The following is a 23,925-nucleotide window of genomic DNA, read 5'->3' on the forward strand; positions in this document are numbered from 1 at the left end:
GCTTATGTCCCACATCATCGATCGGCGCCTCAACGGCAAGAACAAGTCCGCGGTCAACCGCGAACGGTTTCTGCGCCGTTTCAAGGCCCAAATCAAGGAGGCCGTCGCCAAGGCGGTCAAGGGGCGCAGCATTACCGATATCGAGAGCGGGGAGAAGGTCTCGATTCCGGTAAAGGATATTTCCGAACCCGTGTTTCATCACGGCAAGGGCGGCATGACGGAAAACGTGCACCCGGGCAATGAGGAGTTCGTCAAGGGCGACCGCCTGCCGCGGCCGCAGGGCGGCGGGGGCGGAGGCGGCAGCAAGGCCAGCCAGGACGGCGAGGGCGAGGACGATTTCGTGTTCCAGCTGTCGCGCGAAGAGTTCATGAACGTGTTCTTCGACGACTTGGCCCTGCCCAATCTGATCAAGACCCAGCTGATGGGCATTGAGGAGATGAAGACGGTGCGCGCCGGTTACACCAACGACGGCACGCCGGCCAACATCAATATCGTGCGTTCGCTGCGCGGCGCGCTGGCGCGGCGGGTGGCGATGGCCGCGCCCACCATGGCCACGCTGGGCGACGCGGAGGAGGAACTCGACACCCTGATGGAGGATGACGAGGACAACACCTCGGAAATCCGCGAAAAACGGCAAAGCATTCACCGGCTGCGCGAACGCATCGCCAGCATTCCGTGGATAGACCCGTTCGACCTGCGCTACAACAACCGGGTCAAGCAGCCCAAGCCCACCAGTCAGGCGGTGATGTTCTGCATCATGGACGTGTCCGGCTCCATGGATGAGCAGAAAAAGGACATGGCCAAGCGCTTCTTCATCCTGCTGTACCTGTTCCTGCAGCGCAATTACGAGAAGATCGAGGTGGTGTTCATCCGCCACCACACCAGTGCGGTGGAGGTGAGCGAGGAGGATTTCTTCCACTCGCGCGAATCCGGCGGCACCGTGGTGTCCTCGGCGCTCAATCTGATGGCGGAGATCGTCAAGAAACGCTACGCCGGCAGCGAATGGAATATCTACGCCGCCCAGGCGTCCGACGGCGACAACTGGGACAGCGATTCCGCCAACTGCGGCCGCATCATGGAGGAGGACCTGCTGCCTTACTGCCAGTACTTCGCCTACATCGAGATCACCGAAGGAGAGCCGCAAAACCTCTGGTACGAATACTTGAAGGTGCAGGAACGCAACCGCCAGTTCGCCATGCAGAAAATTCGTTCGGCTTCCGACATCTACCCGGTCTTCCGGGAACTGTTCAAGCGCCAGCCGGCCAATGGCCGCGCCGCCACCGCCTGAGAACGTGTTTATGATCTCGCGAGACAAGGCGGAAACGAGCGAAAAAGCGGAATGTACGCGTGGTACATGAGCATTTTGAGCTCGGTTTCGACGCCGTATCGCCGACGCGCAGCAGATCGTAAACAGGTTCTGAGCGGTCTTGCCAAGGGGGGAGCAACATGACACCGATTTCTACCGGGTCCGAATGGACCTTCGACCTGGTCGACGAGTACGACCGGCAGATACGCACCATCGCGGTGGATGAGTTCAAGCTGGATGTCTATCCCAACCAGCTGGAAGTCATCACCGCCGAGCAGATGATGGACGCCTACGCCTCGGTGGGCATGCCGGTCAACTACCATCACTGGAGCTACGGCAAGCATTTCGTCGCCACCGAAAAGAGCTATAAGCGCGGCCAGATGGGGCTGGCCTATGAGATTGTGATCAACTCCAACCCCTGCATCGCCTATCTGATGGAGGAAAACTCCATGACGATGCAGGCGCTGGTGATCGCCCACGCCGCTTACGGCCACAACAGCTTTTTCAAGGGCAACTACCTGTTCCGCGCCTGGACCGACGCCTCGGCCATCATCGACTATCTGGTGTTCGCCAAGAGCTATATCACCAAGTGCGAGGAGCGCTACGGCATAGACGCGGTGGAGGACTTGCTGGACAGCTGCCACGCGCTGATGAATTACGGCGTGGACCGCTACAAGCGGCCGCAGAAGCTGTCGCTGGCCAAGGAGCAGGCGCGTCAGGAAGAGCGCGAGCAATACCTGCAAACCCAGGTCAACGACCTGTGGCGCACCATTCCCAAGCGCGACAAGGACGGCAGCGACAAGGCGCCGCCGCGTTTTCCGCCGGAGCCGCAGGAAAACCTGCTGTATTTCATCGAGAAATCCGCGCCGCTGCTGGAGCCTTGGCAGCGCGAGGTGGTGCGCATCGTGCGCAAGGTGGCGCAGTATTTCTACCCGCAGCGGCAGACCCAGGTGATGAACGAGGGCTGGGCCACGTTCTGGCACTACACCATCCTCAATCGCCTGTACGACAAGGGCATGGTCACCGACGGCTTCATGATGGAGTTTTTGCAGAGCCACACCAATGTGGTGTACCAGCCGCCGGTGACGGCGCGTTGGTACAACGGCATCAACCCGTATGCGCTGGGCTTCTCCATGTATCAGGACATCAAGCGCATTTGCGAAGCCCCCACCGACGAGGACCGCGCCTGGTTCCCGGACCTGGCCGGCACGCCGTGGCGGGAGTCCCTGGAGTTCGCGATGAAGAACTTCAAGGACGAGAGCTTTATCTCGCAGTATCTGTCGCCCAAGCTGATTCGCGATTTCCGTCTGTTCTCGATTCGCGACGACGACCACGACGACAAGCTGGAAGTGTCCGCCATCCACGACGATATGGGCTACCGGGACATCCGCGGCAAGCTGGCCGAGCAGTACAACCTGGGTTCGCGCGAGCCCAATATCCAAGTGTGGTCGGTCAATGTGCGCGGCGACCGCAGCCTGGTGCTGCGCCACACCATGCACAACCGGCGGCCGCTGGACGACAACAGCGCCAATGAGGTGCTCAAGCACGTGTGCCGGCTGTGGGGCTTCGACGTGAGGCTGGAAAGCGTGGACGGCAATGGCGACGTCAAGCAGAGCTACGAGATGAAATCCAACCTGGATGGCGCGCGCGTGTAGCCGCGGCGGCCTGTGATATAGTCGAAAACCCGGGGCCGGCGGTCGTCGCCCCCGGGTTTTTCATGCCGCCGGCGGATGCAACTTTCCCTCCGGGCCGCTCTCGAATTCCTATTTCGATTGCGCGTCGCCGCCGCAAAGCCTGTTTCGCTTCACGCGAGGCGGCCCCGGCCGCGCTCTGCCTCGCCGGCGCGCGGCGGACTTTGAACCAGCGCTCACAAGGGAGACGATATGGACCACCAGCATTGCGATCATCCAGCGCCGGAGCGCGCGCCCAAGGTGGGCGTGGAACGCTTGCGGCCCTTCGACAAGGAGGCGTTTGAGCGCGCGGTGACCGATTTGCTGACCGCCTGCGGCTTTCAGCCGCAAGGCGATCCGCATCTGGGCAGGACCGCGGAACGTGTCGGCGCGTTTTGGCGCGACCGCTTGCTGGACGGCTACGCCGCCGATCCGAGCGAGGTGCTGGGCTGCGGTTTTGAAGACGATTCCCGCGAGATGGTCATCATCAGCAATATCTCCATCCACAGCCTGTGTCCGCACCATCTGGTGCCCTTCGAAGGCATTGCCCACGTTGCCTACATTCCGGGCGGACGGCTGCACGGCTTCGGCCGCATCGCGCGGCTGATCGACGTGATCTCGCACCGCTTGAATTACCAGGAATGGATTTGCCAGGAAGTGGCGGACGCGCTGGTGCGGCACGGCATGGCCAAGGGCGCGGCCTGTGTGATCCAGGCCAAGCAGATGTGTTTGCAACTGGGGGAAAACCGGCGCGGCGCGGAGGCGGTGATCACCCAGGGCTTCGCCGGAGAAGTGGGCGAGGCGGACCGCGCGCGTTTTCTCAGCGAGTGCAAGCAGGCCTCGCACCGCTGAGCGTTTACTCTTGGTGCGGGTGGGGCAAGGGCACGAAGGCGCGCAAGGCGTGCTCCCGGCTGCTCAGCTCCGCCAGCCGTACGCCGTAAACCGCTTCCAAGGTTTCCCGCCGCATGATTTCGGGCGTGGGCCCGAAGCCGGCGGCGCGTCCTTCGTTCAGCAGCAGCACATTGTCGGCGTGGCGCAGCGCCAGGTTCAGATCGTGCACCACGGCCAGCGCGCCGATGTTCAGCTCGCGGCAGATGCGGGCCACCTGCGCCAGCAGCGCGTCGGCCATGGCGAAGTCCAGCGCGGCGGTGGGTTCGTCCAGCAATAGATAGCGTTCCGCGTCCGCAGAGGCCAGCAACTGGCACAGCGCGCGCGCCAGGTGGACGCGTTGCTGTTCGCCGCCGGACAGGGTGCGCGCCTGGCGTCGCGCCAGCTCCGCGGTGCAGGTGAGCTCCATCGCCTGGCGGCAGGCCTCGCCGGCGTCGCCCAGCAGATAGGCGCCGGACTGGATCAGCTCCATCGTGCTCCAGCCGGCCGGCGTCAGCGGATTTTGCTCCACCACCGCGCGCTGGCGCGCCAGTTGCGCGGCGGATTGGCCGCGCAGCGGCCGTCCGGCCATCCACGCCTCGCCGGCGCTGGGCGGGTGCATACCGGCCAGCATGCCCAGCAAGCTGCTTTTGCCGGCCCCGTTGGGGCCTAGCACGATATTGAGTTCGCCCGGCGCCACGCGCAGGGACACCGCCTCCACCAAGAGGCGGCCCTGGCGGGAAAGGCTGAGGGCGCGCGCTTCAAGCATGGGCGTCCTTTTCCGCGCTTTGCCGCAGCAGCCACAGGAAGAAGGGCGCGCCTATCAGGCTGGTGATCACGCCCACCGGCAGCTCGCTGGGCGCCAGCAGGCTGCGCGCCAGCCAGTCCGAGGCGATGGCCAGCAGCGCGCCCAGCATGGGCGCGATCCACAGCAGCCGGCGCGCGTTGCCGCCCACCAGTTGGCGCGCCAGGTGCGGGCCCATCAGGCCGATGAAACCGATCATGCCGCAGGCGGACACCACCAGGCCGGCGGCCAGGGCCGCCAGGATCACCACCTGCCATTCGCGGCGACGCACTTCAAAGCCCAGGTGAAAGGCGGCGGTTTCGCCCAATTGCAGCGCGTTGAGAAAGCGCCATTGCCGGTGCAGCGCCAGCCAGACCAGCGGCGCGGCCGCGCACAGCAAGACGGTTTGCGGCCAGTCCACGCTGGCGAAGCTGCCCATCAGCCAGAAAATCACCACGCGCAAGGAGCCGTCGGGCAGGGTGGTGATCAGCAGGGTCAGCAGGCTGCCCAGCAAGGAACTGATGGCGAGACCGCTGAGGATCAGCCGGCTGCCGCCTTGTTGGGTCTGGCCCAGCAGGCGGATCAGCAATAAGGAGAACAGGCCGCCGGCGAAGGCGGACGCGGACACCGCGTAGAGGCCGGCGCCCAGGCTCAGCGCGGCGGCGGCGGCCAGCGCCGCGCCGCTGTTGATGCCGATCAGGCCGGGTTCGGCCAGCGGGTTGCGGAAACGCGCCTGCACCGCTGCGCCGGCGCTGGCCAGCAAGGCGCCGGCGCTGGCGCTGGCCAGCAGGCGCGGCAGCCGCAGCTGCCACAGCAATTGCCATTCCAGTTCCGGCAAGGGCTGGCCGGCCAGCAAACGCGACGCGTCCATGCCGCTGCCGTGCAGCAGCGAGACGAGAGAGAGGAGAGTCAGGCCGGCCGCGAGGGCCAGGGTCAGCGGGAAGAGGCGCATGGAAAGGGGGGCGGGGAGGAGGCTCCCCGCCGGCGCTTAGCGCAGGCCCAGCACGTCCTGCATATCGAACAGGCCGCGCGGTTTGCCGGCCAGCCAGCGCGCGGCGCGCACCGCGCCGTTGGCGAAGGTGGCGCGGCTGGAGGCCTTGTGGCTGATTTCCACGCGTTCGCCGATGGCGGCGAACAAGGCGGTGTGGTCGCCGACCACGTCGCCGCCGCGCACGGTGGCGAAGCCTATGGTGTGCGGATCGCGCTCGCCGGTCACGCCTTCGCGGCCGTAAACCGCGCATTCTTTCAAGTCGCGGCCCAGCGCGTCGGCGATGACTTCGCCCATGCGCAGCGCGGTGCCGGACGGCGCGTCCACTTTATGACGGTGGTGGGCTTCGATGATTTCGATGTCGTAGCCGTCGTCCAGCACTCGCGCCGCCATGTCCAGCAGCTTGAAGGTGAGGTTGACGCCAACGCTGAAATTGGAGGCGAACACGATGCCGATCCGGTCGCCGGCGGCGCGGATCGCCGCCTTGCCGGCCTCGTCGAAGCCGGTGGTGCCGATGATCATCTGCACGCCGCGCTCGGCGCAGGCGGCCAGGTGTTCCAGCGTGCCTTCCGGGCGGGTGAAGTCGATGACGGCGTCGGCGCCTTCCAGCGCCTGGAGGAAGTCGCCGCCTATCTTGACGCCGGTGTGCTTGCCGATGAACAGGCCGGCGTCCTGGCCGATGAATTCTGAGCCGGGGCGGTCCACCGCGGCGTGCAGAGCCACGCCGGGCGCGGCCAGCGCCGCTTCAATCAGGGCCTTGCCCATGCGGCCGCCGGCGCCGACCACCACCAGTTTCAGCGGGGAGGCGCTCATGGCTTGGCTTCCTGGGCCGGCGCGGAGGCGGTCAGCGGCGGGCGTTCGGCCGGCTGCGCCTGGCCTTCCACGCGCTCCAGCACGTCGCCGTTGAAGTGGATGGTCAACAGGCGGTTGCTGTTTTTATCCAGCTTGCCCTGCTTGATGTCGCTATAGGTGTAATCCCAGCGATTGGCGTGAAACGCGTCGGCCAGTAGCGGAGAACCCAACAGGAAACGCACTTGCGAGCGTGTCATGCCCGGTTTAAGTTTGGCGACGGCATCCTCTGTGACATAATTGCCCTGCTGGATTTCCATCTTGTGCGGGCTGAGCCAGTTCAGAGGGTTCATTGAGCTGCAGCCGGAGAGGGCAAGGACGGCGACAAAAATCAGGGCGCGCATGATACTCCGTGACCTAAAAGTTATGAGGCGGTAATTAGGCAAAGCCGTGAAAAGGCTTTATCATGATCTGAAATCGACCCACTTTATATCACGATGAGCAAAGCCAGTCACCTTAAAGATATCGGCCTCAAGGCCACCGGCCCGCGTTTGAAAATCCTCGATCTGTTCGAGGAGGAGCACGCCGGCCACATGTCGGCGGAAGATGTCTACCGCAAGCTGCTCGCGGAAAATATCGACATCGGCCTTGCCACCATTTACCGCGTGCTGACGCAGTTCGAGCAGGCGGGCATTCTGGTGCGCCACCATTTCGAAACCGGCAAAGCGGTGTACGAGCTGAACCAGGGCGGTCATCACGATCACATGGTGTGCGTCAGCTGCGGCAAGGTGGTCGAGTTCTTCGATCCGGAGATCGAGGCTTTGCAAGACCGCATCGCCGAGCAGCATGGCTTCCGCATCGTCGATCACGCGCTGTACATGTACGGCGAGTGCCCGGACTGCCTTAACGCCAAGAAGGCATGATTCCCTGGCTCGGTCCTGAGCCGGTCTTCCCTCCGGTGCGGCTGGCTCTGCGCGAACCCAACGGTTTGCTGGCCGCCGGAGGCGATTTGTCCCCGCAGCGCATCCTGGCTGCTTACTCCCAAGGTATTTTCCCCTGGTTTTCCGAAGGCGAGCCCATTCTGTGGTGGTCGCCGGCGCCGCGTATGGTGCTGAGTCCGGACGAGCTCAAAGTCAGCCGTTCCATGGACAAGCTGCTGCGCAATCAACATTACGAAATCCGCGTGGACACCGCCTTCCGCGAAGTGATGTCGGCCTGCGCTGAACCAAGGGCGCAGCAGCAGGGCACCTGGATCGTGCCGGAGATGGTGGACGCCTATTGCCGTCTGCACCGGCTGGGCTACGCGCATTCTTTCGAGACCTGGATGGACGGCGAACTGGTCGGTGGTCTGTACGGCATCGGCCTGGGCTTGATGTTCTACGGCGAATCCATGTTCTCCCGCCGCAGCAACGCGTCCAAGCTGGCCTTCATCCACATGGTGCGCCATTTGCGGACGCAGGGGGTGACGATGATAGATTGTCAGATGCACACCCGCCATTTGCAGAGCTTGGGCGCCAAGTTGGTTTCGCGTCAGACATTTCTTGCTACTCTGAAAGAGAATGCCCGACGGGCGCAGCCCGCCGCGATGTGGAACTACCGGTATACCAATGAGCCATCGTGATCCCGGCCCGACAGTGGCCATCCATTTCTACGCCACCGCGCCCTATCCCTGTAGTTATCTGGCCGGGCGTCAGGCGCGTTCGCAGGTGGCGATCCCGGCGGAGGCGATCGATGGCGAGGTTTACAGCCAGTTGGTGAAGCTGGGCTTCCGCCGCAGCGGCCTGTATACCTATCGGCCGTATTGCGACAGTTGCCAGGCTTGCGTGCCGGTGCGGATTCCGGTGGAGCGCTTCGCGCCCAGCCGCACTCAGCGCAAGGTGGCGCGGCGGCTGGAGGCGATGCAGGTGCGCCTGCTGCCGCTGGAGTTCGACGCCGAACACTATGCGCTGTATCGCTGGTATCAGCAGTCGCGGCACGCCGGCGGCGGCATGTCGGACGACGATCCGCAGCAGTATTCGGAGTTCATTCTGAAAAGCGGGGTGGACAGCATGCTGGCGGAGTTTCGCCTGGACGGCGAATTGAAGATGGTCAGCCTGATCGACCGCCTGGCCGACGGCCTGTCCGCGGTATACACCTTCTACGATCCGGAAGACGCCAAATCCAGCCTGGGCGTGTTCAATGTGTTGTGGCAGGCGGAGCTGACGCGGCGGCTGGGGCTGCCGCACCTGTATCTGGGCTATTGGATACGCGAATGCCAGAAGATGTCCTACAAGGCGATGTATCAGCCCCTGCAGGCCTTGATGGACGGGCGTTGGGTGGAGCTGTCCAGGCCGCGGGACGAGTGAGCGGCACCCAATGAAAAAGCCGGCGCGAGCGCCGGCTTTTTCATTGCTGACGCGGTTCGCGTCAGAGCCTGTTCAAGGCCTGCGAGTCGAAGACGTGCGACGGCGGGCCTTGAGCGGATGCTTAGAACGGCACCACGCGGTCGTTGCCGCCGCCGGTCAGCACGCGCACGCGCTGGTTGGCGGAGAACGGAATGTCGGCTTCCTGCACGATGGAGATCATGCGGCCGGAACCATCCAGCTTGACGGTGATTTCCAGCGCGTTCTTGCTCAGGCCGCGTTGAGCGGCCTGGGCGCCGAAGCCGCCGGCCAGCGCGCCTACGATGCCGCCGGCGATCTGGCCCTTGCCGCCGCCGATATTGCTGCCGGCCAGGCCGCCCAGCGCGGCGCCGCCCAGAGTCAGCAGCTCATTATTGCTGCCTTCCATTTTCACGTTCTGCACCGACACCACGGTGCCCAGCTGCACGGTCTGCGCCTGGCGCATCTGGCCTTTGGAGTAGACGGCGGCGGAGTCGGAGGTGGCGCAGCCGGTGAGCACGCCGGCGCTCAGCAGCGCGACGGCGGAAAGACGAATCAGTTGTTTTGCGTTCATATGAGTGAGTCCCATGTTATATAAGCGAGCCGGTTTGCCCCGGGATGGTCGCCGCGGGCCTGTCGCCGGGCTTCCTGAGGGAGGGCCCGTGCGCGGCCGCGCGTGCTGTTGTTCAGGGTTTGGCGCGCGCTGCGATCGCATTCGCGCACTCGGCCACCAGCGCCGGGCCTCGGTAGATCAGGCCGCTGTAGACTTGCACCAGGCTGGCGCCGGCGTCCAGTTTTTCCACGGCGTCCCGCCCGGACAGGATGCCGCCAACTCCTATGATAGGCAGGGCGCCGTCAAGTTCCTTGGCTAATTTGCGAATAACTGTTGTGGAACGGTCTTTGACCGGCGCGCCGGACAGGCCGCCGGCCTGCTCCGCCAAGGGATGGCCGGCCACGGCCTCGCGAGAGAGCGTGGTGTTGGTGGCGATGACGCCGTCGATGCGGTGTTCGGTCAGCAGGCGGGCGATGGCGATGATCTGATCGTCGTCCAGATCCGGCGCGATCTTCAGCGCCAGCGGCACGTGGCGGCCGTGCTTGTCGGCCAGCGCCTGCTGGCGCTGCTTCAATTGCGCCAACAGGCGGCCTAGTTCGTCGCCCTCTTGCAACTGGCGCAGGTTCTTGGTGTTGGGCGAGGAAATGTTGACGGCGACGTAGCTGGCGTAGGCGTAGACCTTGTCCAGGCAGGCCAGGTAGTCGTCGGCGGCGTTTTCTATCGGGGTGGCGGCGTTCTTGCCGATATTGATGCCGAGCACGCCCTGGAATTTGCAGCGGCGCACATTGTCCAGCAGGGTGTCCACGCCCAGATTGTTGAAGCCCATGCGGTTGATGATGGCCTGGTGCTCCGGCAGGCGGAACAGCCGCGGCTTGGGATTGCCCGGCTGGGGCCGCGGGGTGACGGTGCCGATTTCGATGAAGCCGAAACCCAGCGCGGCCAAGGCGTCGATATGCGCTCCATTCTTGTCCAGCCCGGCGGCGAGTCCCACCGCGTTGGGGAAGGTCAGGCCCATGGCTTGCACCGGCTTGCGCGCGGCGCTGTGGCAGGTCAGCGTGCTCAGGCGCAGTTTGTGCGCCTGGTCCAGCATGGCCAGCGTCTGTTCGTGGGCGGTCTCTGCGTCAAAGCGGAACAGCAGCGGGCGCAGAAGCGAATAGAGCATCTTGTTTCTCCAGGCAGCAAAATGCCCGGCATTATAACCGGGCATCGGGCGGGGGGATTAAAGAATCTGGCAGGCGTCGTCAAACTCGAAGCGCGGCGAGCGCGGGTAGAGCTTGTCCGCGGCGCCGTAGCCCAGGTTGACCAGGAAGTTGGATTTGAAGCGGCCGTCCGGGAAGAAGGCCTGGTCCACAGCGGCGTTGTCGAAGCCGGACATCGGACCGCAGTCCAGCCCCAGCGAGCGCGCGGCCAGCAACAGGTAGCCGCCTTGCAGGCTGCTGTTGCGCGAGGCGGTGGCCTGGATCGCCGCGTCGTTGCCTTCGAACCAGCTTCTGGCGTCGGCGTGCGGGTAGAGCTTGGGCAGGTGCTCGTAGAAGCGCATGTCCTGGGCCACGATCACGCAGACCGGCGCGGCCATGGTTTTTTCGACGTTGCCTTCGGCCAGGCAGGGCTTTAGCTTGGCCTTGGCGGCGTCGCTTTGTACGAAGATGAAGCGCGCCGGCGAGCAGTTGGCGCTGGTGGGCGCCATTTTCAGCAGGTCGAACAGCTGGTGCAGCGTTTCGGCGCTGACCGGGCGGTCCTGCCAGTGGCTGTGGGTGCGGGCGTTGAGGAACAGCTGTTCCAGCGCGGAATGATGAATCGGGGTGCTCATATCGTGCTCCTCTTGAGAAACAGGGGTGTTAGCGGCCATTGGCCATGGATGCGTCTTGCGGCGACAGCACTTCGGCGTCGCTCAGCCCGCTCGCCAGCACGGTGATGGCGACGCGGCGGTTGCTGGCGCGGCCGTCGGCGGTGGCGTTGTCGCCCACCGGCAGGTTGGCGCCTCGGCCCACCGCCACCAGCCGTTCCGGCTTGATGCCGTTTTCCTGGAACAGGCGCACCACGCTGCCGGCGCGCGAGGCGGACAGTTCCCAGTTGGACGGGAAGTAGGAATTGCGGATGGGCACGGTGTCGGTGAAGCCTTCCACTCGGATTGGATTGTCCACCTTGGCCAGCTGCAGCGCCATATTGGCCATCAGCTGGCGGGACTGTTCGTTGGGCTGCGCCTGTCCGGTGGGGAAGAGCGCGGTGTCGCGGATGTCGATGGTGACGCCCTTGCTGCTGTGGGTGATGGTGACCTGGCCGCTCTTGACCAGCGGGTCCATCACTTTGGCCAGATCCTGGGTCAGGTTGGCGAGCCGGGTTTTTTCGTCGCCCTGGGCGGAGCCGGTGTTGGCTTTTTTCTCTGCCTGGTGTTCCCCCTTGACTGCCTTGGCGATGGGCTTGGTCTCCGGGATTTCTATCATGGTGTTGGCCCCGCCGCTGGGCGGGGTGGTGTTTACGCTGATGGTGGAGCCGGAGCGGAAGGCGTCCACGATGGCGGAGGAGAGCACGCGGTACTTGCCCTCGTTGACCGAGGAGATCGCGTACATCACCACGAAGAAGGCGAACAGCAGGGTGATGAAGTCGGCGTAGGAAACCAGCCAACGTTCATGGTTCTCGTGTTCTTCTTCCTGTCGTTTTCTTCTGCGCGCCATGTTGTGCCTTGCCGGTTGGTCAGAACAGCTTGGTGTCGAACAGACTCTTCACGCCGCCGGCGAATTCCACGCCGATCTTGCGCGCCACGCGGCTGGACAGATCGTCTTGCTGAGTATAGTCGACGGTTTTCTCCGCCTTGATCACGTCGCGCGCCACCGAGCGCACCGTGCCCAGGCCGTCGGCCAGGCCCAGCGGGATGCTCTTGTCGCCCAGCCACACCATGCCGGAGAACAGTTGCGGGTCCTTGGCCAGGCGCTGGCCGCGGCCAGCCTGGACCGCCGCGATGAATTGCTGGTGGATGTCGTCCAGCAATTGCTGGCGGATGGCTTCTTGCTTGGGGTTGACCGGGGAGAAGGGGTCGCCCATCGCCTTGTTCTCGCCGGAGGTGCGCAGGCGGCGGTCCACGCCCAGTTTTTCCATGGCGCCAGTGAAGCCGAAGCCGTCGGACAGCACGCCGATGGAGCCGATGATGCTGGCCTTGTCGACGAAGATCTTGTCGGCGGCGGAGGCGATGTAATAGCAGCCGGACGCGCAGACCTCGCTGACCACCACGTAAACCGGCACCGACGGGTGCAGCTTCTTCTGGCGGCGGATTTCGTCATAGGCCATGCCGGACAGCGCCGGGCTGCCGCCCGGGCTGTTGGCGTCGATGATGATGCCCTTGGTGCTCTTGTCGCCGTAGGCGTCGGTCAGGGCCTGGCTCAGCTTGTTGGCGGTGTCGCTCTGGCTGTCGATCACGCCTTCCAGCGTGATGACGGCGGTGTGCCCGGAGCCGACGATGCCGGCGGTGGCCTTGTCCTCGTTGCGCATGAACAGGCTGAACAGGATGAAGCCGATGATGATCAGCCAGATCATGCGGAAGAAAATTTTCCACTGGCGGGCGCGGCGTTGTTCCACCAACGCGGCGCTGGCCAGTTTTTCCAGCAATTGGCGTTCCCAATGGTTGGAGGTGTCGCTCATGTGTGGGTGCTCCCTGAATAATTCCAGGAGTCTAGCAAAGTTCACGACGGCATGACATTGATGCAGATGTTGCCGTCCTGTTCGAAGACGGGCACGGCGATCAGCCGCTGGCCGCGGCAGGGCCCGGAGACGCAATAGCCGGTGTGCGCTTCGTAGCAGGCGCCGTGCATGCTGCACACCAGATAATGGCCGCTGAGGTCGAAGACTTCGCCGTCGCGCAAATCCAGTTCCACCGGGATGTGGCGGCAGGCGTTGACGTAGGCGTAGACCTTGCCGCGGTAGCGCACGGCGAAGGCGGGCAGCGGAGGCGCGCCGTCCGCCTGTGCGATCTCGAAGCGCCAGGCGCGGCCGCCGTCCTGCAGCTCGGCCGCGGCGCAGATTATCCGAGTTTCGGCAGCAGCCATGTCTGCAGCTCGGGGTAGGAGTGGAACAAGGCCAGCGGTCCGCAGCTTTCCAGGTGCTCGCTGTCGTGGGCGCCGAAGCCGACGCCTACGCCGTGGCAGCCGGCGTTGCCGGCCATCAGCAGGTCGTGGCTGGTGTCGCCTATCATCAGCGTGCGGCGCGGGTCCGCGCCCAGCATCTCGGTCAGCGACAACAGCATGTCCGGATGAGGCTTGGAATGGCATTCGTCCACGGTGCGGGTGGCGTGGAACAGCGGGCCGAGCCCGGTCTGCTCCAGCAAGCGGTTGAGGCCGGCGCGGCTGTTGCCGGTGGCCACCGCCAGGAAAACGCCGCTGGCGGCGATGGCGTTCAGGCAGTCCACGGCGCCGTCGAACAGGGTCACCTGATGCTGGTTGGCGTGGTAATGATGGCGGAAGGCTTCGGTCAGCCGCGGCAGTTGCTCCGGGGCGGCGGCCGGACAGGCCTGTTGCAGCGCCTCGGCCAGGCGCAGGCCGATGACGTGGCTGGCCTGCTCGCGGCTGGGGACGGGCAGGGACAGGTCGGCGCAAGCCTGCTGGATGGACTGGCTGATGTGAGCGGTGGAGTCCATCAGGGTGCCGTCCCAGTCGAAAACGACCAGATCGAAGCGAGTGTTCATCTCAAGACCTCAGGCTTTTCAGGAAGCGCTCCAGCTCCGGCGGCAGCGGCGCTTCCAGTTTCAGCGGCTCGCCGGTCAGCGGATGGGGCAGGGACAGGCTGCGCGCGTGCAGGAACATGCGTTTCAGGCCGCGTTTGGCCAGTTCCTTGTTCCGCGCGAAGTCGCCGTATTTCTCGTCGCCGGCGATCGCGCAGCCGTTGGCCTGCATGTGCACGCGGATCTGGTGGGTGCGGCCGGTGCGCAGATGGGCTTCCACCAGCGTGAACTCGGCAAAACGTTCCTTGATCGCGAAATTGGTGTGCGCGTACTGGCCGTTTTCGGCGTCGCTGACTTTCACGCGGCGCTCGCCGTCCGGGGTGTGGAACTTGAACAGCGGCAGTTTGACCTGGCGCGCGTCGTCCGGCCACTGGCCTAGGCCCAGCGCCAGATAGCGCTTGTCCGGCACATTGGCGCGCATCATGTCGTGCAGCTTGGTCAGCGCCGAGCGCTTCTTGGCCAGCATCAGGAGGCCGGAGGTTTCGCGGTCCAGCCGGTGCACCAGCTCAAGATAGCGCCAGTCCGGATGCGCTTGGCGCAGTTGTTCGATCACGCCGAAGGACACGCCGCTGCCGCCGTGCACCGCCACGCCGGCCGGTTTGTCTATCACCAGCAGCGCGTTGTCCTCGTACACCACCGGGAAGGTGGCGGCCGGCACGTTCTTTTCCGCGCGCTCGGCCACGCGTATGGGCGGAATGCGCAGCTCGTCGCCCGCCTGCACGCGGTAGGCGGCGTCGATGCGGCCCTTGTTCACCCTCACCTCGCCGGAGCGCAGGATGCGGTAGATGTGGCTCTTGGGCACGCCCTTGAGCAAACGCACCAGGTAGTTGTCGATGCGTTGGCCGGCGTCGCCGTCGTCCACTTGGACGAAGGAGACGGAATCTTTGCGAATGTCTGTCATATTGCTTATACTTCTGGCGCTGTCCCAAGGTGTGTTGCACCAAGATGACGGCGAAATGTCAAGCCAAGGTCACGGCATGTTGCGTGGCGCTGCTGCAAGAGGTTGGAGACGGCCGGCAGGGATTTACAGACCCTGACCTGATGCCGCTCGCGACGTTTGCAGCCAAGGTTAACTCGCTCACCGAAAAGCAGCGATGGTAATGCATTTGTACGCATAACGCACTCACGAGTATTCCATTTCCTGATGCTAAGCCAGTCAGGAAATTTTGCAGCGAAGTTTGACCCGGCATGCTAGCCCCCTGCACTGTATGTCCTGCCCTTTGAGGCAGGCCGGCGATCCCGGAGCGCCAATTGCGCACATGAGTCAGGTCTGCGTGTGATCGATTTTCAGGAAGTAGGCTTGTCAAAACTGTTTTTTTCGATCTTTACATCGACACTTCTTTCGGAAAGCGCCCATCAATAGTCACTGGGCCGTCAAATACTGGCTGCATCCCTTGCGTGAGTGCCGCGCAAGGAATGTAAATGAAACGCATGTTGTTCAACGCAACGCAAGCTGAAGAGCTGCGCGTTGCTATCGTCGACGGACAAAAGCTCGTCGACCTCGATATCGAGACTGTAGGCAAGGAGCAGCGCAAGGGGAATATCTATAAGGGTGTGATTACCCGTATCGAGCCCTCCCTTGAGGCTTGTTTTGTCGATTATGGCACCGAACGCCACGGCTTCCTGCCGTTCAAAGAGGTGTCCCGTTCCTATTTCCAGGGCTATGACGGCGGCCGTCCGCGCATTCAGGATGTGCTGCGCGAAGGCATGGAAGTCATCGTGCAGGTGGAGAAGGACGAGCGCGGCAACAAAGGCGCCGCGCTGACCACCTATATCAGCCTGGCCGGTCGTTATCTGGTGCTGATGCCCAACAACCCGCGCGGCGGCGGTGTATCGCGCCGCATCGAGGGCGAGGAGCGTCAGGAGCTGAAGGACCTCTTGTCTCAGTTGGAAGTGCCGCACGGCATGAGCCTGATCGCCCGTACCGCCGGCATCGGCCGCAATCTGGAAGAACTGCAGTGGGATCTGGGTTACCTGATGCAGCTGTGGCGCGCGATTGAAGGCGCGGCCGGCGCTCAGAACGCGCCGTTCCTGATTCTGCAGGAAGGCAGCCTGGTGATCCGCGCGATCCGCGATTACTTCCATCCGGACATCGGCGAAGTGCTGATCGACACCGAGGAAATCTACGATCAGGCCCGTCAGTTCATGAGCCATGTGATGCCCAACATGCTGTCGCGTGTGAAGCTGTACAAGGATCATGTGCCGCTGTTCTCCCGTTTCCAGATCGAACACCAGATCGAAACCGCCTTTGCGCGCAGCGTGCAGCTGCCGTCCGGCGGCGCCATCGTGATCGACCACACCGAAGCGCTGGTGTCCATCGACGTCAACTCCGCGCGCGCCACCAAGGGCGCCGACATCGAAGACACCGCGGTCAAGACCAACCTGGAGGCGGCCGAGGAAATCGCCCGCCAGTTGCGCTTGCGCGACCTGGGCGGCCTGGTGGTGATCGACTTCATCGACATGGAAAGCGCCAAGAACCAGCGCGACGTGGAAAACCGCCTGCGCGACGTGCTCAAGCACGACCGCGCTCGCGTCCAAATGGGCAAGCTGTCCCGTTTCGGTCTGCTGGAATTGTCGCGTCAGCGTCTGCAGCCCAGCCTGGGCGAGACCAGCCACGAGACCTGCCCGCGCTGTCACGGCATCGGCTTCATCCGCGGCACCGAGTCCTCCGCGCTGCACATCCTGCGCATCATTCAGGAAGAGGCGATGAAGGAAAACACCGGCGCGGTTCACGCGCAGGTGCCGGTGGACGTGGCCACCTTCCTGCTCAACGAAAAGCGTTCCGAGATCCATTCGATCGAAGAGCGTCTGGACGTGGACGTGGTGCTGATCCCGAACATCCATCTGGAAACCCCGCATTACAAGATCGTGCGCGTGCGCCACGACGACCTGGCCGAAGCCGGCGAAGCGCCGAGCTACAAGCGGGTGGAAGTGCAGGAAGAAGACGTGATCACCAACTTCGGCCATGAAAAGCCGAAGCTGGAGCGTCAGGAAGCCGCGGTCAAGGGCATTACGCCTCAGCAGCCGGCGCCGACGGTGGCGGCCAAGGCGGCCGAGCCGGAGCCGGGTCTGTTCGGCAAGCTGGGCGCTTGGGTCAAGAGCCTGTTCGCCGAGCCGGAGCAAGCGGCCCAGCCGGCCGAGAAGAAAAAGCCGGCGGCCCAGTCTCAGCAACGCGGCAACCGCCAGCGCAACGGCGACCGCCGTCCGGGCGGTCAGGCGCGTCGCGAACACGAGCAGCGTCGTCAAGGTTCCGATGAGAAACCGCGTCGTCCGGAGCGCGCCGAACGCGGCGAGCGCCAGGACGGCGAGCGTCAGGAACGCCAGGAGCGTCCGGAGCGCAAAGAGCAGCCGCAACGCGAGGAGCGCCAGGAGCGCGGCGAGCAGCCGCGCAACGGCCGCCGCCGCGAGCGCGACAACGGTCGCGAGACTCGCGAAGGCCGCGAACCGCGCGAGCTGAAGGACGCGCAGCGTCAACAGCCGGCGCGCGAGGAAGCGCCGCAGGAGCGTCCGGAAAAGCTGGAGAAGCAGGAGCGTCCGCAGCAAGAGCCGCGTCGTCGTCAGGCGCCGCAGGCGGAAGAGCAGGCTTTGGAGCTGAGCAAGCCGGTTGTCGACGAGGCTCGCGCCGAAGGCGACGCCGAGCAGCAGGAGCGCAATGAGCGTCGTCGTCGTCGCAGCCGTCGCGACCGTCGTCGCGATGATCCGGCCGCAGCGCCGCAGGAAGAGGGCCTTGCCGTGCCGGCGGCGGAAGTGGCGCCGATCGCAGCCGCGGCCGTTGTCGGCGCGGTAGCGGTGGAAGCCGTCGTCGAGGCGGTGGCTGAGGCGCCGGCGGCAGCGGCTGAGCAGCGTGAGGAAGCGGCGGCGGTTGAGTCCGCGGCAGTCGAAGCGGTCCAGCCGGCGCGGGAAGCGTTCGAGCCTGTTGCGGCGGTTGAGCTGGAACAGCCGGCTGTTGACGCGGCTCCGGCGATTGAGCTGGCCCCGGTCGTGGAAGCGGCTCCGGTGTTTGAGGCGGCTCCGGCGGTTGAAGTGGTTTCGGTGCTGGAGGCTGTCGAGGCGTTTGTCGCGGCGGAACCCGCGCCTGCGCCGGAAGTTGCCGCTGCGCAGAGCGAGCCGGAACAGGCCGATCCGGTCGAGCCGGTCGAGCCGGCAGTCGAGGCGCCGGCCGTGGTTGAGACCCGCGCCGTTGCCGCGGCGGAGCCGGCAAGCCTGGGCGGCTTGGTCATGGTGTCCACCAAGTCGGTAGTCGAGGCGCCCGCGGCGCAGGAGCCGGTATTGCCGGCGGGGCCGCGTCGTCGCGACGTGACTCGTCAGGCTCAGCAAGGCGCCGCTCCGGCTGACCTGGTGCAGGTGGAAACCCGCAATCCTTGAGCGTAGTCTGAGGCCCGGAGCGCTGCTATTTAGCGCTCCGGGTGTTGACGCCGCTCAGGGGTTTGGTTAATATACCCCTCTCTCGCAAGAGATGTTCCCTGATAGCTCAGTTGGTAGAGCGACGGACTGTTAATCCGCAGGTCGCAGGTTCGAGCCCTGCTCGGGGAGCCAGAATTCAAAAGGCCACGCATCGCGTGGCCTTTTTGCGTTTCCGCGCGTTCGTCGCGGTTTTCCGTCGAGTTCTCGGCGCCCTGGCGCGCCTGTCCCAATTGATTGCGCTAAGCAATTTTAACAGTTTGCTTCCCATTCCATACGTCATATAACACAAGCTGGTGACAACTTGACCGCCTCGTTTGCGCGCGCTTGAGCGCGGCCGTTTCCGGCTGCGCGGCGCGGCGAGCTGGGGGCGGCGTGAGGAGGCCGGGTGGCTGGATCCCTGAAGGGCGAAAGCAGCGCCTTGGATTGCGCCGAACAGGTGTTGTCCGATGTGCTGGAGGCGGTTCCGGTGGGACTGGCGCTGATTGACGGCCAGATGCGTTATCGATTGCTCAACCAACGTCTGGCGGAGGCCAACGGCCTGCCGCATTCGGCCCATCTGGGGCGCGGCGTGGCGGAAACGCTGCCGCAGATCGGCGAATATCTGGAATCGCTGATGCGGCAGGTGATGGAGAGCGGCGAGCCGGTGCTGGATGTTTGCGTCAATTCCAGGGTGGGCGCCGGCGGCAAGGGCGCGCTCAGGGAGTGGCAGATCAGCTATCTGCCGTATTGCGCCTCGGCGGACGAGGTGGCGGGGGTGTTGGCGGTGGTCAGGGACGTGGCGGCGGAGCGGCGGGCCGAGCGTCTGCGCGGCGAGGGCGAGGCCCGCTTGCGCATGGTGGTGGATTCCGCGCTGGACGGCTTGGTGATGATAGACCAGAGCGGGCGCATCCGGATGGCGAATCATCGGGCGGAGGTGATGTTCGATTATCTGGGCGTCGGCATGGAGGGTCTGATGATTTCCGGCCTGGTGCCGGAGCGCTTCCGCGACGGCCATGGGCGGCTGATCGAAAATTATATGCGCCGCCCGGAGGCGCGGGAGATGGCGCGCCAGCAGGAAATCTTCGGGGTGCGGCGCGACGGCGGCGAGTTCCCGGCCGAAATCGGCCTGACGCCGGTGCGCGACGGCGGGGAGTTGCAAGTGCTGGCCACCATTACCGACATCAGCGCGCGCAAGGCGGCGCAGGCCAGTCTGGAGTTGGCCTTGAAGGAAAAGACCGCCTTGCTCAACGAGGTGCACCACCGGGTCAAAAACAATCTGCAAGTCATTTCCAGTCTGCTCAATCTGCAAACGCGCTCGGCGCCGCCGGAGGCGGTGGCGGTGCTGACCGAGTGTCAGAATCATGTGCGCGCGATGGCGCTGATCCATCAGCTCTTGTACGAGCACGGCGACTTTTCCCGGATTCACGTGGGGGTTTACCTGGAGCGGCTGACTCAGTTGCTCAGCGGCAGCGTGTCGGACGTCGGGGTGCGCTTGCGCTGCCGCGGCATGGGCGCCGCGGTGTATCTGGGCATGCAGCGGGCGATTCCCTGCGGCTTGCTGGTGAACGAGTTGGTGACCAATGCGCTCAAGCATGCGTTTCCCGATCGGCGCGGCACGGTGGAGGTGGCGCTGGAGCGGGAGGACGGCGGGCGTTGCCGGATTCTGGTGTCGGACGACGGCGTCGGCATTCCGGAGTCGGTGAAGCTGGGCGAGGTCAGTTCCTTGGGGTTTCGCCTGATTCCCACCCTGGTGGGTCAGTTGAAGGGGGAGGCTCGCTTGCTGCGGCCTGAGGCGGGCGGGGCCTGCGTGGAGATCGCGTTCAGCGATGAGCCGGAGAGCGCGGAATGAATATGGACAACGGTTTGTTGATCGTGGAAGACGAAGGGGTGGTGGCGCTGGACTTGCAGACCAGTCTGGAGTCTTTGGGTTACCGGGTTCTCGGCGTCTGCGCCAATGCGGACGACGCGGTGCGACGGGCGGGGGCGGATCGGCCGGATCTGGTGTTGATGGACATTCATCTGGACGGCGACGTGCCGGGCACCGAGGCGGCGCGCGTGATACGCGAGCGTTTCCAGATCCCGTCCATCTTTCTGACCGCCTACGCCGAGGACGATATGCTGCGCAACGCGGAAGGCAGCGCGCCCTACGGCTATCTGCTCAAGCCTTACCAGTTGCGGGAGCTGAACGCCTCGGTGCGCATGGGGCTGGCGCGGCGCAGGGCGGAGGTGGAGGAGCAGCGTCAGCGCCGTCGCTTGCGCATGGCGGTGGAGGCGGCCCGGCTGGGGGTGTGGGAATGGGGCGGCCGGCGCGGCGAGATGGCGTGGGAGCAGGAGTTTCTGGACGCGTTCCCGTTCGCCGTCGCCGAGGACGGGTTGCCCGGTTTGCTCGGCATGGCCGAGGCCGACGCCGCCGAGTTGACGCGGATCTTGGAGTCCGAGCGGGTCTTGCAGAAAACAGTGAAGCTGGACGCGGAGGGCGGGGAGCGCTGGCTTGAGTTGTGCGGGCGCAATTTCGCCGCGCAGGGCGAGCCGGCGCGTTGGGTGGGGGTGGCGCGAGACGTGACCGACGCGCATTTGAGCGAGGCCAGCCTGCGGCAAGCCAGCGTGGTGTTTCAGGCCAGCGCGGAGGGGATTCTGGTATTGGATCATCGGCGTTGCATCGTGTCGGCGAACGAATCCTTTTACCGATTGACGGGCTTGAGCGCGGAAGAGTCGTTGGGCAGCGATCCGGACGATTGCCTGCACGTGGAGCCGCATGGCGAGAGTTTTTACCGCCGGCTGGAGGGAGAGCGGCATTTCTGGCAGGGCGAGGTGGTGTGTCGCCGCCGGGGTGAAACCTTTCCTTGCTGGCAGCATGCGTCGGTGGTGCGGGACGGGGAGGGGGCGGTTAGTCATTACGTGCTGGCCATCTCCGATATTTCGGCGATACGCGCGGCGGAAGCGCATATTCATTTCCTGGCCTACCATGATCAACTGACCGGCTTGGGCAATCGCCATTTTCTGCAGGTGGAGTTGGATAAGGAGATTGCCAGGGCCAAGCGCCGCAATGAGCGCATCGCGCTCTTGTTCATCGATCTGGACGGTTTCAAGGCGGTGAACGACGGCTGGGGCACGAGGCGGGCGACGCGCTGCTGGTGGCGATGGCCGAGCGTCTGCGTCAGCATGTGCGCGGCGAGGATTTGGTGGTGCGCCTGGGCGGGGACGAGTTTCTGGTGGTGGCGCCGGGCTTGGATCGCGGAGAGTCCTGCAGCGTGATGGTGGGTCGGCTCTTGACGGTGTTGGCGCAGCCGGTGGCTTTGGGTGACGACGAATGCGCGGTGTCGGCCAGCATAGGGGTGGCGTTCTTTCCGGAAAACGGCGGCGATCTGGGCGGTTTGCTGCATGCGGCCGACCGGGCGATGTACCAGGCCAAGAGGGCGGGTAAGAACGAATTCAGGATGGCGGCGGAATAAAATTCGCGCGGGAAAGAATAAAAGCCGAAATCGCGAGATTTCGGCTTTTATATTTGGTGGAGATAAGCGGGATCGAACCGCTGACCTCTTGCATGCCATGCAAGCGCTCTCCCAGCTGAGCTATACCCCCGGTATTGCTGGCGTCCCCACGGGGATTCGAACCCCGGTTACCGCCGTGAAAGGGCGATGTCCTAGGCCTCTAGACGATGGGGACTGAATTGTGGTGGAGATAAGCGGGATCGAACCGCTGACCTCTTGCATGCCATGCAAGCGCTCTCCCAGCTGAGCTATACCCCCACGGAGTGTTTCGCCCTTCCCGGCTTTCGCCCGGTCGGTCTCGACAGGTAGCGAACTATACCTAGGCTTTTCAGGCCGCGCAAGGCTTTTCTCAAAATATTTCCCTTGGCGGACGCCGGGTGAGAAAGGGGGTTTAAGGGCGGCGGCGGCGGCTTTTGACGCCGCTGGCCGCAAAGCCGTGATTTTCTGGGAAAAATCAGTTTATTCCTATTCCAAGCCATTGGGGTGGCGGGGATAGAATATCCGCGGAAAAACAATTCACGTCCGGCATTAGCGCAAAGAGTTCATGCCGGACAAGGTTAAAGCCTGGCTCAAATCGACGGCTAACGATGGATGGCATAGACATGAGAATGCCGGGCGCGGATTGGCCGGGGTGGGAAGGGAAGCGACAGTCCGGCAAAGCTTTAGGAGGCGTGCATGAATAAAAAACAGTTGATCAACGAGGACTTGCTGGACTCCTCCTCGGACCAGGCTTTGAAAGAAGCCGCGGTTTTCCTGCTGAACACCCTGACGGACCGCGTTCAGTTGCGTCAGCAGAAAGGGATAGAAGAAATTGAGCGGCTGGCCATGGCTTACGGCCTGATTCTGCCCAAGCTCTACGCCAAAAACGGCGTGACGCCCAAATATCAGAACCCGGCGATGCCTCACCAGACCTGGTCCGGCCGCGGCAGGCCGCCGGTGTGGCTGGTGGAGGCGGAGGCCAGGGGAGAGGACCGCGAGCGTTTTGTGATCAAGAGTCAGAAAAGATTGGGGCAGGTCTAGAAGCATTCACCATCTGCCGCGCCTTGTGAAGCCTGGCATGGCGAGCACCGCTTCGAAATGCTCGTGCGCCGCGAGCGCGTTCCGCTTCTTCCGCTGTTTTCATTTTGTCTCGCGCTGGCCCGCGAGACCTTGAATGGATGCTGGCGCCGCGGCGGCCGGCTCAGGCGCGTTTCAAGGGTCCTGGTGTTCCAGGCGCATGCGCGCTCGCGCATCGCGCTCCGCTTGCCGCTGCCTGCTTTGCAGCGTGGTGGCGACAAAGTCCAGATGTTGTTCCACCGCTTGCTGCGCGGCGTCCGGCTGCTTGTCGCGGATAGCTTCCCAGATGGCCAGATGCTGCGCGCGCAGCGCGTCCGCCACTTCTCCCACCGCGAACAAATCGGCGATATTGTCCTTGACGTGCCGATGCAGCATGGCCAGCAGGCTGCCGCTCAGATGGGCGAACAAGACATTGTGCGAGGCCTCGGCCACCGCCTGGTGAAAGCGCACGTCGGCCTGCGCCTGCTGAGCCAGATCTCCGCCGTCGTAGGCATTCTGCAATTGGTTCACGCAATGTTCCAGACGCTGTAGATCGGCCGGCGTGGCGCGGTTGGCCGCGCTGCGCGCCGCCGCGCCTTCCAGCACCCGCCTGAATTCCAATAAGTCTCCGTGCAAGTCCTGATGCTGGTTCAGCAGCTTTTCCCAGGGGTCGGAAAACGCGGTCTCCAGCCGGTCCGTCACCCAGGTGCCGCCGCCCTGGCGGCTGCTGAGCAGGCCGCGCGACGCCAGTTGCTGGATCGCCTCGCGCAGCGAGGGCCGGGACACGCCGAACTCCTCGGCCAGCTGCCGTTCCGGCGGCAGGCGGTCTCCCGGTTTGAGCACGCCGTCCAGAATGCGCTTTTCCAGTTGTTCGACGATGACGTCGGAGAGTTTGGGGATGTTCAGTTTGGGATAGGCCATGGCGCCGGGCTTGTCGGTTCGGAAAAATTGGTCAGACCAGAGTGAGTGCAGCTTACCACAGCCGGTG

At 64.3% G+C, this 23,925-nt stretch carries 22 protein-coding genes, 4 tRNA genes and 1 pseudogene; 11 read left to right on the top strand and 16 right to left on the bottom strand.

The features are described 5' to 3' along the window. Window positions 1-4 precede the first annotated feature (4 nt). The 3 genes from HQN78_RS01960 (at window position 5) to folE (ending at window position 3,828) form a co-directional block, all read left to right on the top strand. The gene (locus HQN78_RS01960; RefSeq protein ID WP_107799857.1) at window positions 5-1,288 is read left to right on the top strand and encodes a YeaH/YhbH family protein; all 1,284 of its coding nucleotides are present in this window, start codon (window positions 5-7) and stop codon (window positions 1,286-1,288) included. Between the two features lie 158 nt (window positions 1,289-1,446). After that, complete coding sequence (locus HQN78_RS01965) at window positions 1,447-2,961, top strand: SpoVR family protein (RefSeq protein ID WP_107799856.1); 1,515 nt, start codon at window positions 1,447-1,449, stop codon at window positions 2,959-2,961. Window positions 2,962-3,189: 228 nt separating this feature from the next. Then, a complete protein-coding gene (folE, locus tag HQN78_RS01970) occupies window positions 3,190-3,828 on the top strand; it encodes a GTP cyclohydrolase I FolE (protein ID WP_107799855.1) in 639 nt (212 codons plus the stop codon). 4 nt (window positions 3,829-3,832) lie between these two features. On the opposite strand, the gene HQN78_RS01975 is transcribed toward folE, so the two are convergent. From HQN78_RS01975 to HQN78_RS01990, 4 genes are read right to left on the bottom strand one after another with little or no spacing between them, the layout of a single operon-like run. After that, on the bottom strand, window positions 3,833-4,612 hold the full coding sequence (locus tag HQN78_RS01975) for an ABC transporter ATP-binding protein (RefSeq protein ID WP_235087587.1): 780 nt from the start codon (window positions 4,610-4,612) through the stop codon (window positions 3,833-3,835). Further along, window positions 4,605-5,579 (bottom strand): iron ABC transporter permease, encoded by a 975-nt coding sequence (locus HQN78_RS01980; RefSeq protein ID WP_235087589.1) that lies wholly within the window; start codon window positions 5,577-5,579, stop codon window positions 4,605-4,607. The genes HQN78_RS01975 and HQN78_RS01980 overlap by 8 nt, the downstream gene beginning before the upstream one ends. A 36-nt stretch (window positions 5,580-5,615) precedes the next feature. Then, entirely contained in the window at window positions 5,616-6,428 is an 813-nt protein-coding gene (gene dapB / locus HQN78_RS01985) for a 4-hydroxy-tetrahydrodipicolinate reductase (protein ID WP_235087591.1), read from the bottom strand. Continuing rightward, complete coding sequence (locus HQN78_RS01990; RefSeq protein ID WP_227104172.1) at window positions 6,425-6,808, bottom strand: outer membrane protein assembly factor BamE; 384 nt, start codon at window positions 6,806-6,808, stop codon at window positions 6,425-6,427. The genes dapB and HQN78_RS01990 overlap by 4 nt, the downstream gene beginning before the upstream one ends. A 93-nt stretch (window positions 6,809-6,901) precedes the next feature. On the opposite strand from HQN78_RS01990, the gene fur reads away from it, so the two are divergent. Genes fur through HQN78_RS02005 form a run of 3 tightly spaced genes read left to right on the top strand, consistent with a single transcriptional unit; the run spans window position 6,902 to window position 8,749 of the window. Further along, window positions 6,902-7,327 (top strand): ferric iron uptake transcriptional regulator, encoded by a 426-nt coding sequence (fur, locus tag HQN78_RS01995; RefSeq protein WP_019101530.1) that lies wholly within the window; start codon window positions 6,902-6,904, stop codon window positions 7,325-7,327. Beyond that, entirely contained in the window at window positions 7,324-8,025 is a 702-nt protein-coding gene (gene aat, locus HQN78_RS02000; RefSeq protein ID WP_235087594.1) for a leucyl/phenylalanyl-tRNA--protein transferase, read from the top strand. The genes fur and aat overlap by 4 nt, the downstream gene beginning before the upstream one ends. Next, window positions 8,012-8,749 carry an arginyltransferase gene (locus HQN78_RS02005; protein ID WP_107799849.1) on the top strand — a complete coding sequence of 246 codons (738 nt, stop codon included), beginning with the start codon at window positions 8,012-8,014 and terminating at the stop codon, window positions 8,747-8,749. The genes aat and HQN78_RS02005 overlap by 14 nt, the downstream gene beginning before the upstream one ends. A gap of 121 nt (window positions 8,750-8,870) precedes the next feature. Here the strand turns inward: HQN78_RS02005 and HQN78_RS02010 are convergent, their stop codons facing one another. From HQN78_RS02010 to HQN78_RS02045, 8 genes are all read right to left on the bottom strand, one after another. Next, window positions 8,871-9,338, bottom strand: coding sequence for a glycine zipper 2TM domain-containing protein (locus HQN78_RS02010; RefSeq protein ID WP_048415794.1), 468 nt, complete (start codon window positions 9,336-9,338; stop codon window positions 8,871-8,873). A gap of 112 nt (window positions 9,339-9,450) precedes the next feature. Beyond that, window positions 9,451-10,479: a quinone-dependent dihydroorotate dehydrogenase gene (locus HQN78_RS02015; protein WP_235087596.1), complete on the bottom strand. Its 1,029-nt coding sequence runs from the start codon at window positions 10,477-10,479 to the stop codon at window positions 9,451-9,453. Window positions 10,480-10,536: 57 nt separating this feature from the next. Next, a complete protein-coding gene (locus tag HQN78_RS02020) occupies window positions 10,537-11,127 on the bottom strand; it encodes a malonic semialdehyde reductase (RefSeq protein ID WP_235087599.1) in 591 nt (196 codons plus the stop codon). A gap of 28 nt (window positions 11,128-11,155) precedes the next feature. Next, window positions 11,156-11,992: a flagellar motor protein MotD gene (motD, locus tag HQN78_RS02025; RefSeq protein ID WP_019101524.1), complete on the bottom strand. Its 837-nt coding sequence runs from the start codon at window positions 11,990-11,992 to the stop codon at window positions 11,156-11,158. A gap of 19 nt (window positions 11,993-12,011) precedes the next feature. Next, window positions 12,012-12,953: a S49 family peptidase gene (locus HQN78_RS02030; protein ID WP_107799845.1), complete on the bottom strand. Its 942-nt coding sequence runs from the start codon at window positions 12,951-12,953 to the stop codon at window positions 12,012-12,014. A gap of 41 nt (window positions 12,954-12,994) precedes the next feature. Next, on the bottom strand, window positions 12,995-13,357 hold the full coding sequence (locus HQN78_RS02035) for a Rieske 2Fe-2S domain-containing protein (protein ID WP_235087601.1): 363 nt from the start codon (window positions 13,355-13,357) through the stop codon (window positions 12,995-12,997). Continuing rightward, window positions 13,333-13,992: an HAD-IA family hydrolase gene (locus HQN78_RS02040; RefSeq protein WP_107799843.1), complete on the bottom strand. Its 660-nt coding sequence runs from the start codon at window positions 13,990-13,992 to the stop codon at window positions 13,333-13,335. The genes HQN78_RS02035 and HQN78_RS02040 overlap by 25 nt, the downstream gene beginning before the upstream one ends. A gap of 1 nt (window position 13,993) precedes the next feature. Then, window positions 13,994-14,929, bottom strand: a complete 936-nt coding sequence (locus HQN78_RS02045; protein ID WP_235087604.1) for an RluA family pseudouridine synthase — start codon at window positions 14,927-14,929, stop codon at window positions 13,994-13,996. Window positions 14,930-15,450: 521 nt separating this feature from the next. Here HQN78_RS02045 and HQN78_RS02050 point away from each other — a divergent pair. The 4 genes and pseudogenes from HQN78_RS02050 (at window position 15,451) to HQN78_RS02065 (ending at window position 21,863) form a co-directional block, all read left to right on the top strand. Continuing rightward, window positions 15,451-18,393 carry an Rne/Rng family ribonuclease gene (locus tag HQN78_RS02050; RefSeq protein WP_235087606.1) on the top strand — a complete coding sequence of 981 codons (2,943 nt, stop codon included), beginning with the start codon at window positions 15,451-15,453 and terminating at the stop codon, window positions 18,391-18,393. A gap of 95 nt (window positions 18,394-18,488) precedes the next feature. Then, window positions 18,489-18,564 (top strand) — tRNA-Asn (locus HQN78_RS02055). A gap of 253 nt (window positions 18,565-18,817) precedes the next feature. After that, a complete protein-coding gene (locus HQN78_RS02060) occupies window positions 18,818-20,260 on the top strand; it encodes a sensor histidine kinase (RefSeq protein ID WP_235087609.1) in 1,443 nt (480 codons plus the stop codon). A 2-nt stretch (window positions 20,261-20,262) separates the two neighbouring features. Beyond that, a pseudogene (locus HQN78_RS02065) lies at window positions 20,263-21,863 on the top strand (diguanylate cyclase domain-containing protein). A 54-nt stretch (window positions 21,864-21,917) separates the two neighbouring features. On the opposite strand, the gene HQN78_RS02070 reads toward HQN78_RS02065, so the two are convergent. The 3 genes from HQN78_RS02070 to HQN78_RS02080 all read right to left on the bottom strand — a co-directional run bounded on the left by HQN78_RS02070 (window position 21,918) and on the right by HQN78_RS02080 (window position 22,160). Then, window positions 21,918-21,993, bottom strand: a tRNA-Ala gene (locus HQN78_RS02070). Between the two features lie 8 nt (window positions 21,994-22,001). Further along, window positions 22,002-22,077: transfer RNA gene (locus HQN78_RS02075), tRNA-Glu, on the bottom strand. 7 nt (window positions 22,078-22,084) lie between these two features. Continuing rightward, window positions 22,085-22,160 (bottom strand) — tRNA-Ala (locus HQN78_RS02080). A 417-nt stretch (window positions 22,161-22,577) separates the two neighbouring features. Here HQN78_RS02080 and HQN78_RS02085 point away from each other — a divergent pair. Next, window positions 22,578-22,922, top strand: a complete 345-nt coding sequence (locus tag HQN78_RS02085) for an H-NS family nucleoid-associated regulatory protein (protein WP_107799839.1) — start codon at window positions 22,578-22,580, stop codon at window positions 22,920-22,922. A 171-nt stretch (window positions 22,923-23,093) separates the two neighbouring features. Here the strand turns inward: HQN78_RS02085 and HQN78_RS02090 are convergent, their stop codons facing one another. After that, window positions 23,094-23,858 (bottom strand): FCD domain-containing protein, encoded by a 765-nt coding sequence (locus HQN78_RS02090; RefSeq protein WP_235087612.1) that lies wholly within the window; start codon window positions 23,856-23,858, stop codon window positions 23,094-23,096. Window positions 23,859-23,925 lie beyond the last annotated feature (67 nt).

Origin of the sequence: Chromobacterium sp. Beijing (genome assembly GCF_021496765.1) — a bacterium.
In the GTDB taxonomy this organism is placed as follows: Bacteria; Pseudomonadota; Gammaproteobacteria; order Burkholderiales; family Chromobacteriaceae; genus Chromobacterium.